Source organism: Haladaptatus sp. HS23 (assembly GCF_056892285.1).
The window spans coordinates 133,950-148,517 of sequence record NZ_JBXGLH010000002.1 but is presented as its reverse complement, the minus strand read 5'-3'; the positions used below and the strand labels follow the sequence as shown (position 1 = coordinate 148,517).

The 14,568-nt window shown below is 61.8% G+C and carries 14 protein-coding genes; 3 read left to right on the top strand and 11 right to left on the bottom strand.

Annotated features, from left to right (window positions below):
• Positions 1 to 82 precede the first annotated feature (82 nt).
• The 5 genes from AC1XDK_RS06910 to AC1XDK_RS06890 form a co-directional block, all read right to left on the bottom strand.
• Positions 83 to 1,270: a helix-turn-helix transcriptional regulator gene (locus AC1XDK_RS06910; RefSeq protein WP_483349085.1), complete on the bottom strand. Its 1,188-nt coding sequence runs from the start codon at positions 1,268 to 1,270 to the stop codon at positions 83 to 85.
• Between the two features lie 50 nt (positions 1,271 to 1,320).
• Complete coding sequence (locus AC1XDK_RS06905) at positions 1,321 to 2,472, bottom strand: metal-dependent hydrolase family protein (RefSeq protein ID WP_483349084.1); 1,152 nt, start codon at positions 2,470 to 2,472, stop codon at positions 1,321 to 1,323.
• 180 nt (positions 2,473 to 2,652) lie between these two features.
• Positions 2,653 to 3,762, bottom strand: a complete 1,110-nt coding sequence (locus AC1XDK_RS06900; RefSeq protein WP_483349082.1) for a ferredoxin--NADP reductase — start codon at positions 3,760 to 3,762, stop codon at positions 2,653 to 2,655.
• Positions 3,763 to 3,841: 79 nt separating this feature from the next.
• Entirely contained in the window at positions 3,842 to 6,868 is a 3,027-nt protein-coding gene (locus AC1XDK_RS06895) for an FAD-binding and (Fe-S)-binding domain-containing protein (RefSeq protein ID WP_483349081.1), read from the bottom strand.
• Positions 6,869 to 6,976: 108 nt separating this feature from the next.
• Positions 6,977 to 7,876, bottom strand: a complete 900-nt coding sequence (locus tag AC1XDK_RS06890) for a DMT family transporter (RefSeq protein ID WP_483349080.1) — start codon at positions 7,874 to 7,876, stop codon at positions 6,977 to 6,979.
• Positions 7,877 to 8,129: 253 nt separating this feature from the next.
• Between AC1XDK_RS06890 and AC1XDK_RS06885 the strand changes: the two genes are divergently transcribed.
• Positions 8,130 to 8,615 carry an Lrp/AsnC family transcriptional regulator gene (locus AC1XDK_RS06885; protein ID WP_231183929.1) on the top strand — a complete coding sequence of 162 codons (486 nt, stop codon included), beginning with the start codon at positions 8,130 to 8,132 and terminating at the stop codon, positions 8,613 to 8,615.
• Positions 8,616 to 8,682: 67 nt separating this feature from the next.
• A complete protein-coding gene (locus AC1XDK_RS06880; protein WP_483349079.1) occupies positions 8,683 to 9,261 on the top strand; it encodes an MBL fold metallo-hydrolase in 579 nt (192 codons plus the stop codon).
• Positions 9,262 to 9,270: 9 nt separating this feature from the next.
• Here AC1XDK_RS06880 and AC1XDK_RS06875 read toward each other — a convergent pair whose 3' ends face one another.
• Positions 9,271 to 10,059: an ATPase gene (locus AC1XDK_RS06875; protein ID WP_483349078.1), complete on the bottom strand. Its 789-nt coding sequence runs from the start codon at positions 10,057 to 10,059 to the stop codon at positions 9,271 to 9,273.
• Positions 10,056 to 10,322 carry a DUF5827 family protein gene (locus AC1XDK_RS06870; protein ID WP_483349077.1) on the bottom strand — a complete coding sequence of 89 codons (267 nt, stop codon included), beginning with the start codon at positions 10,320 to 10,322 and terminating at the stop codon, positions 10,056 to 10,058. The genes AC1XDK_RS06875 and AC1XDK_RS06870 overlap by 4 nt, the downstream gene beginning before the upstream one ends.
• 144 nt (positions 10,323 to 10,466) lie before the next feature.
• On the opposite strand from AC1XDK_RS06870, the gene AC1XDK_RS06865 reads away from it, so the two are divergent.
• Positions 10,467 to 10,895: a DUF7522 family protein gene (locus tag AC1XDK_RS06865; RefSeq protein ID WP_483349076.1), complete on the top strand. Its 429-nt coding sequence runs from the start codon at positions 10,467 to 10,469 to the stop codon at positions 10,893 to 10,895.
• 49 nt (positions 10,896 to 10,944) lie between these two features.
• Here AC1XDK_RS06865 and sod read toward each other — a convergent pair whose 3' ends face one another.
• The 4 genes from sod to AC1XDK_RS06845 all read right to left on the bottom strand — a co-directional run bounded on the left by sod (position 10,945) and on the right by AC1XDK_RS06845 (position 14,565).
• Positions 10,945 to 11,556 (bottom strand): superoxide dismutase, encoded by a 612-nt coding sequence (sod, locus tag AC1XDK_RS06860; protein ID WP_483349075.1) that lies wholly within the window; start codon positions 11,554 to 11,556, stop codon positions 10,945 to 10,947.
• A gap of 120 nt (positions 11,557 to 11,676) precedes the next feature.
• Positions 11,677 to 12,276, bottom strand: coding sequence for a superoxide dismutase (locus tag AC1XDK_RS06855; RefSeq protein WP_483349074.1), 600 nt, complete (start codon positions 12,274 to 12,276; stop codon positions 11,677 to 11,679).
• Between the two features lie 212 nt (positions 12,277 to 12,488).
• Entirely contained in the window at positions 12,489 to 12,854 is a 366-nt protein-coding gene (locus AC1XDK_RS06850) for a hypothetical protein (RefSeq protein ID WP_483349073.1), read from the bottom strand.
• Positions 12,855 to 13,170: 316 nt separating this feature from the next.
• On the bottom strand, positions 13,171 to 14,565 hold the full coding sequence (locus tag AC1XDK_RS06845; protein WP_483349072.1) for a cryptochrome/photolyase family protein: 1,395 nt from the start codon (positions 14,563 to 14,565) through the stop codon (positions 13,171 to 13,173).
• Positions 14,566 to 14,568 lie beyond the last annotated feature (3 nt).

Here is a 14,568-nt window from a genome sequence, read left to right as displayed (position 1 = left end):
GCGCTGTGGCGGGGGCTCACACATTCGGAAACGCAAACAGGCATGGCTTTTCATTCTGGCTATCAGCAAAAGGATGGCGGAATTATCTGTCCAGCGGAGACCCGGCAGCGTCCGGTTCGTGACCGTCGAGGCTGATGATGTTCTCACGGCCGACGCGAAGTTTGCTGATTTCGCCGTCCTCTTCCATCTCCGAGAGGAGCATGCTGACCTTGGATTTCGACCAACCGGTTTCGTCCACGATGTTGACTTGTTTCATTCGACCGCCGTTCTCGCGGAGGAGTTTTTTCACCCGCGCCTCGTCGGTGAGCAACTCCTCGTCGCTGACCGCCGGTTCGGCGGGACTGGTCGGCGATTCCGTGGCGGCGGACCCGCTGCTGCCACCGCCTCCGCCACCGGGGGTACTCCGGCCGGACGAAAGCGACCCGAGGCTTCCCTGTCGCCAGACGAACACCGCGGCCAAACCGATGAGGAGGACGACGGCGGCGACGAACAGCATCGTGGGCGAGTTCGAACCCGACTTTTCGCCACCATTGCCCGGCGGTGCGCTCGCATTATCGGTGGTCGACGAGGGGGCGTTCGTCGTGGAACTGGACTGCGGTGGTGAGGAGAACGTCACCATCGGTCGTTGGTCGTTGAACTCCCGTTCCCCGGACCACGAAACGGAATCGCTTTCGGCGAGCGTACTGCCCGCTATACTCCGCCCTTTCACCGGCTGTGCGGATTTGAAGGACATCCCGTCGGCCGGTTTGATGACGAGTTTCTGGTTGTTCCCGAGATAGAGACCGCCTTTGAACACGTCGCCCATTACGGTGGTGTTGCCGCTGCCGTACGCGAACGCGCTCCAACGAAACGACATCTCGACCACGCCGCGTTTCGTATCGTCCGTCATCCCGGGGTGGTCGACGAAGGCTCGTTTGGAGAAGTTACTAGCGGTCATCTTTCGTTTCGTCTGGTTGTTCGCCGTCGATGTCAGTTTGACGGCATTTTCCCTGAAATTCGTATACAATTCCGTATCTGAACTGTTGAAACTATTTGCAAACTCCTTGAATTGCTCGTGTTCCTGTTTTGTTTCCAACGTCTTCTCGTAACGGAACGTCCAGAGAGCGTCACCGTCACTGTTAACGAGAATGATGAATTCGACGTCATCGAACTCCTGGGAGGTAGTGATCTTCTGCGGAGTCGTCGGAGCATTGCTCTGTGCCGTTCCGAACGCGGGAAACGACGCGATGAGCAGCACCGTGATGAGGCCGACAGCCAGGAGCCGTCTCATGTACCATATCGTCCATGGCCGGATATAAAAGACCTTGTGACGTGAGGCCGTCAACGAACTATGTTACCATTGGACACGGTGTGTTCGGGTGATTGCCACGTCGTCACGTCCTCACGAGGGTCGGAACCGAGGACGACGAGGTCGGCACGATATCCTTCCTCGACCAGTCCGATGTTCGACAGGCCGAGGAGGTCGGCCGCATTGACCGTTCCCGCCTCCAGCGCTTTCTCCGGGGAGAGCCCGTACTCGGCCATCAGTTCGAGTTCCTCGGGGATGTCGGCGTGGAAGTTGAACGGCGTTCCGGCGTCGGTTCCCATCGCAATCGTCACGCCTGCATCGAGCGCGTACTCGAAGGCGTTCTCGAAGGCGATAGCTGCCTCCTCTGCCTTTTCGACCGCGTAGGGTGGGATTCCGGCCTCCGTTCCCTGTTCGACGATACCGTGGAGCGCCTTCGCGGTGGGAACCCAGTACGTCCCCCGTTCGACCATCATCTCCGCCGCTTCGCGGTCCATGAACGTTCCGTGCTCGATACTCGAGATGCCTGCTCGGACGGCGTTCTTGATACCTTCCGTTCCGTGTGCGTGAGCGGCCGTCGGAGTGTGTTTCGCGGCGGCGGTTTCGACGAGCGTGTTCAACTCGTCTCCGTCCAACTCCGGGGAGCCAGTGACCGCACCCTCGGTGAGGACGCCACCGGTCGCCATACACTTGATGACTCCCGCACCGCGCTTGAGTTGTTCCCGCACCGCCTTTTTCACCTCCGCTTCGCCGTCCGCTTCGCGTCCGAACCAGTGGCCGTGACCGCCGGTCATCACGACGTTCTGTCCGCAGGCGACGATTCGCGGTCCCTCGATGAGCCCCGCTTCGACAGCGCGCGCGGCGTCGAGCGCGAGCGTCGTCGGTGAGCCGAGGTCACGAACGGTCGTCACTCCAGCGTGGAGCGCATCACGGAGGTTCGCCGTCGCACGATAGGACAGCATCATCTCGCTGTCATCGTTCAACGAGGTCACGTCCGGCCGCCCATCCATCGAGGCGTGGATGTGCGAGTCGACGAGGCCCGGTGCGACGAACTTCCCGCTCACGTCGATTTCTTCGTCCGCGTCGGAAACGTCACCCACCGAGACGATTTCCCCTTCCTCGATTGCAACGTCCGCCTCCCGGATTCCGGCCGCGTCTACGACATCTGCACCGCGAAGTACCAGCATGAGCGGTGTGAGACGCGCTGCCGTGATAACCCTCCGGGTCGCGGCAGGGTGAGACGTAAGCCATCGACGCTATCGTGTTCGCGGCGGGACAGGAGAACTCGACGCTCAGCGAAATCGATGTCTATTGCCGGGACACGCTCTCGGGATTCTACGGCCGTATTCGTGGTTTGGACGTTTTGGCTATCCGTACCCTTCGTACTGCACGTGGTCCTCGGGAACGCCGAGGTCCTTCGCCGCACTGGCGAGCATCGACACCATCGCGTTGACGCCGCAGGCGTACACTTCGAGGTTTCCCGGGTCGATTCGCGCGTCGATATCGTTGGCCGGTTCCGTGGTGTACTTCGCGAGGTCGTACGAGAGGTTGTCCTCGGCCTCCTCGACCAGGTACTTCACGAGCGTCTGCTGGACGTAATCGGTTTCCCCTTCCCAGTCGGTGAGGTACTCCTCGCGCGAGCATGTGGGAACGAAGTGGAAGTTCTCGTGTTCGTCGTCCAACTTCTGGAACTCCTCGCGGTAGGCCAAGTCGTCCTTCCACGACGCGCCCAAAAAGAGCCACAAGTCGCGTCGTTCGCCCGCGTACTCGTCGCGTCCCTCCTCGAAGGTGTACTGTATCATGCTCCGGAGTGGCGCAACGCCCGTCCCAGTGGCGAGAAACGCCATGTCCCGACCGGAGGGCTCTTCGAGGACGAAGTCGCCGTTCGGTCCGCGAACCGTCACCCGGTCGCCTTCCGAGAGGTCCTCGAACAGTTTCGACGTGAGTCGTCCGTGTGGAACCCGCCGGACGCAGAGTTCGATTCCCTCCGCGTTCGGCGAACTGGCGATGGAGTAGGGTCTGGGCGTGTGTTCGTAGCGCATCGTGGCGTACTGGCCGGGAACGAAGTCGAACTCCTCGTCCATCTCGACGACGACGCTCATCAGCGAGGAAAAGGGTCGTTGGTAGCGGTCCTTCAACGACGAGAGTTCCGTCAACAGGTTCCCGTGGCCGCGCTCTTCGTCCTCTATCACGGATATCAGTTCGTCCCAGTCGGCGTTCTCGGATTCGACTCTCCCCGCCCACTCCTCTCGTCCGTGGACGTCGAGGAGTTCTGCGGCACGCTCGACCACGCGTTCGGTTCGGTCCTCGTCGAGGGGCAGAATGTCCGCCACCCTCGCGGAATCCGTCACTAACGGAAGCTCTTCGGCCCGTCTGTGTTGTGAATGCTGTGATGGGATTTGCATGGCCGCACTGTGTACGGTGACACGTGCGAGCGATAAAACGCTTCTCGCCGTTCCGAAGTCCGGTGAAAGCATTCGCGCGCCGCGTCCACATCTCGGTGTGTCGCGTTCATGGTTCGGAACGCCGTGCCCGTTCCCCCGGCGCACTCGGCGACTACCGAAGCGCCTCGTCGACCTTCTGGATGGGATGTGGCGGTTCCTCGCCCTGCCAGTCGCCGAGTTGTGTGCGACAGGACGCGCCGGGCGCGACGACTTCCGCTCCCTCGCTTTCTTCGACCTGTTCGAACAGAATCGACCCGACGGCCTTGCTCATCGAGTAGTGTTCGGCCTCGTAGCCGAAACTGCCCGCCATGCCGCAACAGCCGCTGTCGAGAGCGTCGACCTCGTATCCCGCCGCTCGGAGGAGGTTCACGGCGTGACCGTCCTTCTTCGTCGCCTTTTGGTGACAGTGGCCGTGGTAGGTCAGCGACCCCTCGCCGGACAGCGCCAGGTCGAGGCCGAACGCATCGAAGTACTCGCAGATTCCGAAGGTGTTCGCGGCCAGCCGTTCGGCTTCGGTACGGAGTCCGCCGGCCTCGGGGTCGGCGGAGCGCGGTTCGGTGTACTGGCCGCTCGACGACCCGGACTCCTCGTTCACGGGAAGCAAGTCGAGGTAATCCGATTGGAACATCACCGCATCGGACGGTTCGACCACCACGACGTCCCAGCCGTCCCGGACGAACGAGGAGAGCGCGCTCACGTTCGTCTCGGCCTGTTTGCGGGCCGTATCGAGCATTCCCTTCGAATGAGCCGGTCGTCCGCTTCCGGCCACATCGTTCGGGATTCGAACGTGAACGTTCGCCGCTTCGAGGACTCGAATCGCCGCCTTCCCGGCCTCCGGGTGATTGTGGTTCGTGTAGGTGTCGGGAAACAGGATGACGCGTCGGGTCGCATCCTCCTCCGAAACGCGGGTGCCCCGCTCCTCGAACCAGTCTTCGAGGGTTTCGCGGTGGAAAGTCGGCAGCGTTCGTTCGCTCGCGATGCCGAGCAGTTCCTCCGCGAAGAACCTCGCGCCGGGGAGTTCCGTCGCCCAGTTCGAGACGGGGGCAAAGGCGCTACCGAGCGAGGAGAGGCGGTCGATGTTGCCGAAGATGCGGTCGCGGACGGTTTTTCCGTGTCGCTTTTGATACTCGTGTTCGACCTCGGCTTTGAGTTTCGCCATGTCCACCTCCGACGGACAGTCCTTCGCACAGCCCTTACAGCCGATACAGAGGTCCATCACCTCGTGCATGAACTCCACGTCGAACTGCTCTTCCTCCTCCAAATCCCCGCTCATTGCCTGTCGAAGCATGTTCGCCCGACCCCGGGTACTCGTTATCTCCTCGTCCGCCGCGCGGTAGGTCGGACACATCACGCCGCCGGTGGTTTCCTGCCCGCCGCGACAGCCGCCACAGCCGTGACAGAGTTCGACCATCCCCTCGAAGCCGTTCTCGTTCTCCCAGTTGAGGACGGGGTCGAAGCCGGAATCGAACCCGTAGTCGGGGTCGAACCGGAGGTTTTCGGTCATGTCCACGTCCCCACAGACCTGTCCGGGGTTGAGGAGCCAATCGGGGTCGAAGGCCGACTTCAAGTCGCGGAAGACGTTCCACACGTGGTCGCCGTACAGTTTGTGGTTCCACTGAGTGCGGGCGCGGCCGTCGCCGTGTTCGCCCGAGACGCTCCCGCCGTACTCGACCACGAGGTCGGTTACGGCGTCCGCGATGGCCTCCATCTGGTTCACTCCGGCGGGACTCTTGGTGTTGACGAGCGGGCGAACGTGCAGACATCCCGGTCCGGCGTGGGCGTAGACGCTGGCGAAGGTGTCGTTGTCCTCCAACACCTGCTGGAAGTCGGCGACGTACTCCGGAAGGTTCTCCGGCGGAACCGCGCTGTCCTCGATGAACGAGATGTGCTTCGCGTCGGTCGTCCGCGACAGCAGAATCGGCAGGCCTGATTTCCGCAGTTTCCAGAAACGAGCGCGCTCTTCTTCGTCGTGGGCTTCCATCGCGTTGAGCGCCCGAACCCCCTCGCGGTCCGCCCGAAGCTTCGAGACTTTTTCCCGGCCGTCCTCGTCGTCCGTCGCGTAGAACTCCACGAGGAGGACCGAATCGGTCCCGTCGGGAAGCATCGATACCACGTCGTTGAACTCCTCCGTGTCCTCGGCGAGCGAGATGAGGACGTTGTCGAGCACTTCGACGGCCGACGGGTCGTGGTCGAGAATCGGCGCGACGTCCTCCATCGCGTCGTTCAGGCTTCCGTAGGTCAACAGCGCCATGGCCTTGGTCTCGGGGATGGGTTCGAGACTGACCGTCGCCTCCGTGACGATGGCGAGGGTCCCCTCGCTTCCGGCGAGCAGACGCGCGAGGTTGACGTGCCCTTCCTCGGCTTCCTCCGCGAGTCTGTCGAGGTTGTATCCCGAGACGTTGCGCTTCAGTTGCGGAAACACCTCATCGATGGCGTCCGCCTCGTCCTCCACGATGCGAAGTACTTCGGCGTAAATGCGACCTTCGAGCGAATCGTCCCCGGCACCCTCGCGGAGTTCGTCCAGCGTCACGTCGCCGAACGTCGTCACGGTACCGTCCGCGAGGACGACCTCGCATTCCTCGACGTAGGCGTCCGTCTTCCCGTATTTCAGCGAGTGTGACCCAGTGGAGTTGTTCCCGATAGCCCCGCCGAGAGCGCTCTTGTCGCGCCACGCCGGGTCGGGCGCGAACTTCAAATCGCGGTCGGCCAGCGCGCGGTTCAACTCCCCGAGAACGATTCCGGATTGGGCGCGGGCGGTCTTCCCGTCCGGGTCGAAATCGAGCAGCGCGTCCATGTGCCGAGTGAAATCCAATACGACGGCCTCGTTGACGGACTGTCCGGCGAGGCTGGTTCCCCCGCCGCGCGGGAGGACGGGAATCTCGCGGTCGGCACAGTACTCCATCACCGCCGCCACGTCGTCGGTCGACGTCGGAAAGACGACGCCGATGGGCGTCACCTCGTAGGCGCTCGCGTCCGTCGCGTACAACTGTCGGGAGTATTCGTCGAAGCGGACCTCGCCGTCGATCAGCGTCACGAGGTCGGAGACCAATCCTGTGCGCGCTACGGTATCGGAATCGGAGTGATAGTCGTAGTTCGCGCGCTCGTCGCGGGCCGGGTCACCCGCGTCACGTGTTGCCATAGGATGACGTAAGGAAGGGGGACCGAAAAGTCATGTGGGGTCGGGGCAACGAAAGGGGGTAACATTCGACACGCGAATATCGCGATGTCGCGCGACCGTCCGGCTTCCTTACGCCCGCCCGACGTTCGGCGACGACGTGCGAACGAAGTCGAAGAGGACGTCGCGTTTCAGTAACGCGAAGCCGGTGAAGATGGCGGCGAAGCCGATGACCGTCGTGCTGGCGACGATTTCGCCGAGAACCAACCAGCTGAGGAGCGTCGCGACGACCGGTTCGAGGTAGCCGACGAGGCTGAGTTCGGTCGCGCCGATGGTGTCCAGCAGGTGGAAGTAGATGAGGAACGCGACGACGCCCGAGACGAGTACCAAGTACGTCAGGGACGCGACGGCGGGCAGCGACCAATCGATTGCGGCGGGGGACTCGCCCGAACCGAGACTGACCGCGTGTATCAGGACGGAACCGAACAGCATGGACCAGCCCTGCAGTGCGGGCACCGAGATGCCGGTTTCGAACGGTTGGCTAAGCACCGACCCGAGAGCGAAACTCGCGGCCGCAAGGAAGACGAGGGCGATACCGACCGCGTCGGTCGAGAGGAGATTCGCGGGGGTCGGGTTGGCGACGATGGCGACGCCCACGACGCCACAGAGCAGGCCGACAGCACTGAGGGGGGAGACGTGTTCGTCGGCGAAGAGGGCGCTCGCGAAGACTGCGGTCAGAACCGGAGAGAGACTGACGATGACCGCGGCGAGCGCGCCGGGGACGTGTTCCTGCCCGAGATAGAGGAGGCTGTGGTGGCCGGCGATGACGAACGCACCGATGGTGAGGACCGCGAGTACGTCGCCTTTGCGCTGCGGTTTCCAGCGGTCCGTCGTGGCGGCCGCGTAGCCGAGGATGAGGAGGCCGGCCACGTCGTAGCGAACCGCGGCGAACAGGAGCGGTGGGAAGTGATGGAGTCCCACGTCGATGGAGACGAACGAGCCGCCCCAAAACAGCGCCAATAATGCAAACATCACACCGTTCATCGGTAGGTATCTACCAAGTTTCGTCGGAGTCATAGATTTCTATCCAACTGTATCAGGTGCACACTGTTAAATCCTTCTACAAGCATCTCCACCGATACTGAATCACACACCACCAATCGAGGAAAAGTTAGACACAATTCCTATTATTGAATCGTTAAGGACTTTCCTTTCGAACGAGGGAGGAACCAGACGTTCGGCGAACTCCAGCCGTTAAGTATGACCGACGTATAGTTCGAAATCAATGGACGAACGCGACGTTACCCTGCTCAAGGCGATTTCGGACCTGGAAACCGGCAGTCCCGAGAAACTACACGAGGAGACGGACATCCCCGTCTCGACCATCCACTACCGCCTGAACAACCTCAGGGAGGCGGGCGTCATCGAAAACGATCTCTACGACATCGACTTGGAGGAGTTCGGCCTCGGCGTCACCGTCGTCGTGGAGGTGTTCGCCGACTACACGGGGTCCTACCGCGATTTCGGCGAGAAGATACTCGACATCGAGGGCGTCACGCAGGCGTACTTCACGATGGGGGAAACCGACTTCATCGTCGTCGCACACCTCACCGGACGCGAGATGGTCGAACGGCTCATCGGCGACTTCGAGAGCATCGAGGAGGTGGACAGGACGAACTCCACGTTCGTCATCTCCACGCTCCGTGACTCCCATCGCGTCCTCCAAAGCTACAGTCTGGACACGCTCCTCGACGAACTCGCCGAGGAGTGAGTCGACGACGCGCTGTGGCCTTTCGCCGAACGAAAGCACGAAACCCCTGCCACTCCTACGCCGCGATATGATTCGAAACATCGCTGCGGGCGTGCAGGCGTTCACCAGTAACGCGTTCCTCGTGGACGGCGACCGGACCGTCCTCGTGGACACCGGGTCGAACTTCGACGCCGTGGCGCGGGTCGAAGAGGCGGTTGACGACCTCGATGCGGTCATCGTCACGCACACCCACCCCGACCACATCGGCAATCTGGAAACGGTCAAAGACGCCTTCGACGTCGAAGCGTTCGGCTTCGATACGTCCCAACCCGGCATCGACGTCGCAATCGAGGACGGGGAAGTCGTGACCATCGGCGACGACGACTACCGCGCGCTTCACACGCCGGGTCACAAGAACGACCACCTCTGTTTCTACTCGGAATCGGTGGACGTCCTCTTCGCCGGCGACCTCGTCTTTCAGAACGGCGGGTTCGGCAGAACCGACCTCGAAGAAGGGGACCGGTCGGCGCTCATCGAGAGCATCGACCACGTCTTGGACGCCGTGGACGAGGACCTGCGCGAGATGCACGTCGGCCACGGGGCGAGCGTGACGACGGACCCCTACAACGACGTCGAACTGGCGTCGCAAGCCGCTCGGATGCGATAACCGTCGGCGCTACAGCAACGTCCCGTAGGCGTCTCCGTACACGTCGGCTATCTTTTCGGGGTCGTCACGCTCCGCCTTCGACAGCGGTTCGAGCGTCGTCGTTTCCGCGGGGTCGAGGAAGTTCACCACGTCCCCCACGCGCTTTTCCATCGTCCCGTCGTGGACGCTGTTGTCGGCGACGTCGCACGCCCTCGCGTAGCGCGCGCCGTCGTACACCCGAACGCGGCGGGGTTCGACCACGGCCACGGTGTCGAACTCGACACCCTGAATCGGACGGGCGATGTCGCTGTAGGACTCCACGACCGCGCGGTCCTCGCTTCGGATGCGTTCGGCGACCGCTCGAAAGTGCGGGAGGTACCGACGCTCGGTTTGGTCGTTCAGTTCCGCGAGGGAATCGACGACCACGGCGTCCGAGAGCGGAAGATTCTCCCGTACGACGTCGGGGAGCGAGACGGTTCCATTGACGACGAACCCGTCTCCGACGCGGTCCACGAGGAACTCGCGTCCGGACTGACCGAGGAGGCCCTTTCCCTTGCCGGGCGCGGGCCGCCAAAGTCGATGCACCGGGTTGAGCGCTTCGGGTGTCGCGTCTCCCCCGCTCGCGCACGCGAGTCGCTTCGCGTCCTTGCCGTACAGTCGCCCGTCACGGAGCGCACCGGTGGCGTCGTCGTGGTCGAACCAGAAGTCGTTGCCTGCGCGGGGTTTGAACCCGATTCCGTCGATGTACGAGAGGAGGCCGACCGTGAAAGTCGTCTTTCCGGCGTCCACGCGGTCCCCGCCGGCCACGAGGAGCGTCATGTCTTCAGACCGTAGTAGCCCGGTTCCTCGTCGCTCGGCGGTTCGGCGACCACGAGTTCTTCGGAGTTTCGCATCACCCACGGAATCGCCCAATCGAGCAGGATGTCCTCCGTTTCGACGTCGATTTCGGCGTCCGCGTCGAGTCCCTGAAGGAGGCGTGCGATTTCGTAGACCGAGTACATCGTATCTTCGTCGAGCAGTTCCTCCGGTTCGTAGAAGTCACACGGGTACAACTGCTCGAACTCGTCCTTTGGCTTCGGCATGGTTCAACGTACGTCCGACCGGGCGTAAAACCTCCCGACTCGTCCGCCGGTGCCCGCGATGTGTTCTTCGCTAAACGTATTAAATATAACGAACGAAAATTATAACCGAGTTTTTATAATAGAGCGTTCAAGATAGAAAATGACATGCACGAGGAATCGGGAAGCGAGACAAAAGAAGCCCTCGTCTCCGCCTTCGCTGAATTCGGCGGGAACTCCCTCCGTGATATTTGGCTGTTCGACCAATCTGACTACGAGATGTTATTTCTCAGGGAGGATGTCGCGGAGAAACTCGAAGAAGTGGACGTGGCGAAGTTCATCGATAACGAGCGGTTCGGGTTCATCACGCAGGACACCTACGACCAACTGTACTACGCCTCCTACCAGTACACCGTCAGAGGGTTCGGCGACTTCGAGCAGTTTCGGATGTTCTTCGACGACGACGACCGACACGTCGGCGTGTTCGCCAGCCTCGACCAGCAATCCAACGGATACGATTACCAATCGCTGTACAGACACGTCACGGATATCGCATCCGGCTACACGGTCCCCGAGATCGTGTCGCAAACGGAATAGCGTCCGCTGTTAGGGTCGTTTACTCGAAAGAAAATCGGTGGGTTCGGGCTTATTCGAACCGCGACACGACGTTGTCGTACTGTTCTGCGACGTTGTCCCAGTCGATGACTTCGAAGACGTTCTCCACGAAGTCACCGCGGTCCGGCCCGTAGTCGTAGTAGTAGGAGTGTTCCCACACGTCCACCGCGAGAATCGGGTGGCTACCCCAGAGTGCGCCCTGGTCGTGCTTGTCGACTTTGACGTTGCGAAGCTGTTTGGCAACTGGGTCGTACACGAGGAGTGCCCAGCCACCTGCGGCGCTCGCGGCGGCCTCGAACTCGCCCTTCCAGCCCTCGTAGGAACCGAAGTCCTCCTCGATACGGTCGGCGAGGTCTCCCTCGGGTTCGCCGCCGCCGTTCGGGTCCATGTTCTCCCAGAAGAGGGTGTGGAGGTAGTGACCACAGCCGTTGTGGGTCACGTTACCCAGCGCACCCGCCGTGCCGGAGTAGTCGCCGGACTCGCGGTTCTCCGCGAGGGTCTCTTCGGCACTGTTGAGGCCGTTTACGTAGCCCTGGTGGTGCGTGTCGTGGTGCCACGTGAGAACCTGCTCGGAGATGTGCGGTTCCAGCGCGTCGTAGTCATACGGGAGCGGTGGTAGTTCCGCGTTCGATTTTTCTGCCATATATGTATTACCTCCACTAACTATATCTCTCCTCGGCCTGTTAAACCTTGAGGAGAAATTCGCTAACATATGGCACGATAAATCGGCAAAATATTCCGATTTCGGGCGTCTTCTCGGCCCTTACATCCCGCTCGCTTCGTCGTAGCGTTCCTCCACGTCGTCCCAGTTGACGACGTCCCAGAAGTTGTCCACGTACTCGCCGCGGTTGTTCTCGTACTGGAGGTAATACGCGTGTTCCCACACGTCGAGGACCAACAGCGGAGTCGCCAACGGCGACTGGTTCTGGTGGTTCTCGGCCATGCTCACGATGGGTATGTCGGCGACGTGGTCGTAGAGCAACATCCCCCATCCCGACCCTTCGACGCCCTTCGCGGCCTCCGAGAAGTGCGTCTTGAACTCCTCGAACGACCCGAACTGGTCGTCGAGGGCGTCGGCGAGGTTGCCGCCGGGTTCGCCGCCCCCGTCCGGGGACATGTTCTCCCAGAAGACGGAGTGATTGATGTGGCCGGAGAGATTGAACGCGAGGTTGCGTTCGACACCCTTGACGTCCCCCCACTCGTCGTTTTCGCGCATCCCTTCGAGCGTGTCCAGCGCCGCGTTCGCACCGTTGACGTAGCCCTGATGGTGTTTGTCGTGGTGCAGTTCCATGATGCGTGCGTCGATGCTCGGTTCCAATGCGTCGTAGCTATACGGCAGGTCCGGTAGTTCGTAGGTTGCCATTGATAACCCCCGGAAGGTGGTCAACGGTCGTCGTGTTAAGTGTTGAGGCGAAGGATAGACGTTCGTCGAAGGTTTCGGCGATTCCGGTAACAACACACGATATGACGGACGTGAGACGCGAATGAGCGCGCTCGTTCGATGACATGCTATCGTCGAACGTCGCCGTGAAAAATAGGTGTCGTCAGGTAGATCGAACGAATCGCCAGTCCGATTTAGTCCTCGACTTCCTGCTCGTTTTCGTTCTCGGCGTTCGACCACGCGAACTGCGAGTTCTGGTTGCTCTGTGCGCTCGCTTGGATGGCGACCGCGTCGCCGGACTCAGCGCCACTGTTACGACCGTTAACGGCGGAGTCCATCGGCTGACCGTCCCGCGGACTCGCGCTAAACGCACCCGAGAAGGCGACGTTGTCGTCCTGGTGGTTGCTGTTGTACTGCAGGACACCTTGGTCTTGGTCTACGTGTGAAACTGCGACTTGATCGCTATCCTGTGAATCCGCCGCGGCGTTCCCCGCGAAACCGACCGCGAACAGGCTACCCACGACCGCCAGTGTGAGCAGGATTTTGATGGTCTTTTTCATTGTAATCTCCTGGGCACGTGCCCCACCTCCCACTGCACGAAGCGGGTGTGACCCTATCGTCGCCTGTCGGGGAATTCCTACTTCAATCCCGACCACCGTTGTGTGAAGTCCGGCAACCGCCGATGGCCGTTTTCTCGATTAATTCGTGAGTAGCGAGGATTATCCCGCCCGCAACAACCGCGCGCCGCTTCACGCTCGATACCGGACAGTATCATGATACTGTGTGTTTGCGGGTAAACGGAAACGCTTCACCACCGTTCAAAGCGTGTTCCGTACAGTTGTGAACGCTACCGTAGTCATACGACGCTTACCCGATTCACCCTCTCGCGTTCTCGAACATCGTGATGGCCATCTCGCGGCGCTCCGAGTGGTCCACGATAGGGTCGGGATACTCGGGTGCGAGATTCTCCCGTTCGTCCGGGTCGAGTTCGTTCCACTCGTGAACTTTCTCCGGGGGAACGTCCGACAGTTCGGGGACGAACCGTTTGATGTACTCGGCGTCGGAATCGAAGCGTTCGCCCTGCGTCATGGGGTTGAAGATGCGGAAGTACGGTTGGGCGTCCGTGCCGGTGGACCCCGCCCACTGCCATCCGCCGTTGTCGTTCGCGGTGTCGTGGTCCACGAGTTTCCGCCGATACCAGTCGTAGCCCTCGCGCCAGTCCACGAGCAGGTCCTTCGTCAGGAAGGAGGCGACTATCATGCGAACGCGGTTGTGCACCCACGCCTCCTCGCGGAGTTGGCGCATCCCGGCGTCCACGATGGGATAGCCTGTTTCGCCGTCCTTCCACGCCTGCACGCCGTCGTGGTCGTCGCGCCACGCGATGTCGTACTGGTAATCCTTGTAGTTCCCCGCGACCACGGACGGGGTATCGTCGAGGACGTGCGCGTAGAACTCCCGCCACGCGAGTTGGCCCTGAAACTCCTCGACGGACTCGGCCTCGTCCTCGCTCCCGGCGTCGTTTCTCGCCCGCTCGGTCGTCTCCCACACCTCTCGGATACCCACGGTGCCGAACTTGCAGTGCGGCGAGAGTCGGGACGTCGCTTCGCGGGTGGGGTAATCGCGCGCCTCGTCGTACCGATACACGTCGCGCTCGCAGAATTTCGAGAGCAGGTCGCGTGCCGCCTCGGTCCCGGCGGGTGGAATCGTCCCTTCCGGTTCCTCGAACCCGAGGTCGGCGAGCGTCGGAATTTCGATTCCGTTTTCCGCGACTTCGTCCGGAACGACGATTTCGTCGGGCGCGTCGAACGGCGCGTCCTTCTCCCGGTCGCGCCACTTCTTCCAGAAGTAAGTGTAGACGGAGTAGTAGTCGCCTCGATTCGTCGTGATGCTTCCGGGGGTGTGTAACAGCGCGTCGTGGAACGCCTGCCGTTCGATTCCTGCCTCGGAGAGCGCGTCCCGAACGTCGGCGTCGCGCGCTTTCGCCAACCCGGAGTAATCCCGGTTCCAGACGACGGCATCGGCGTCGCACGCCGCCGCGATTCGGGGTATCTCTTCGCGCGGGTCGCCCCGGAGGAGCAGGAGGTCCCCGCCACGTTCCCGGTAATCGTCACGGAGCGATTCGAGCGCGGACAGCATGAACGACACCCGAGGCGGGGCCGCGTGGGAAATGACCGCCTCGTCGAAGACGAACACCGGAAGCACGGGGTCGCTCGAAGAGAGAGAGCGGTTGTCTTCGACCCGGAGGTCGCGGCGATGCCAGTGAACGTACATACC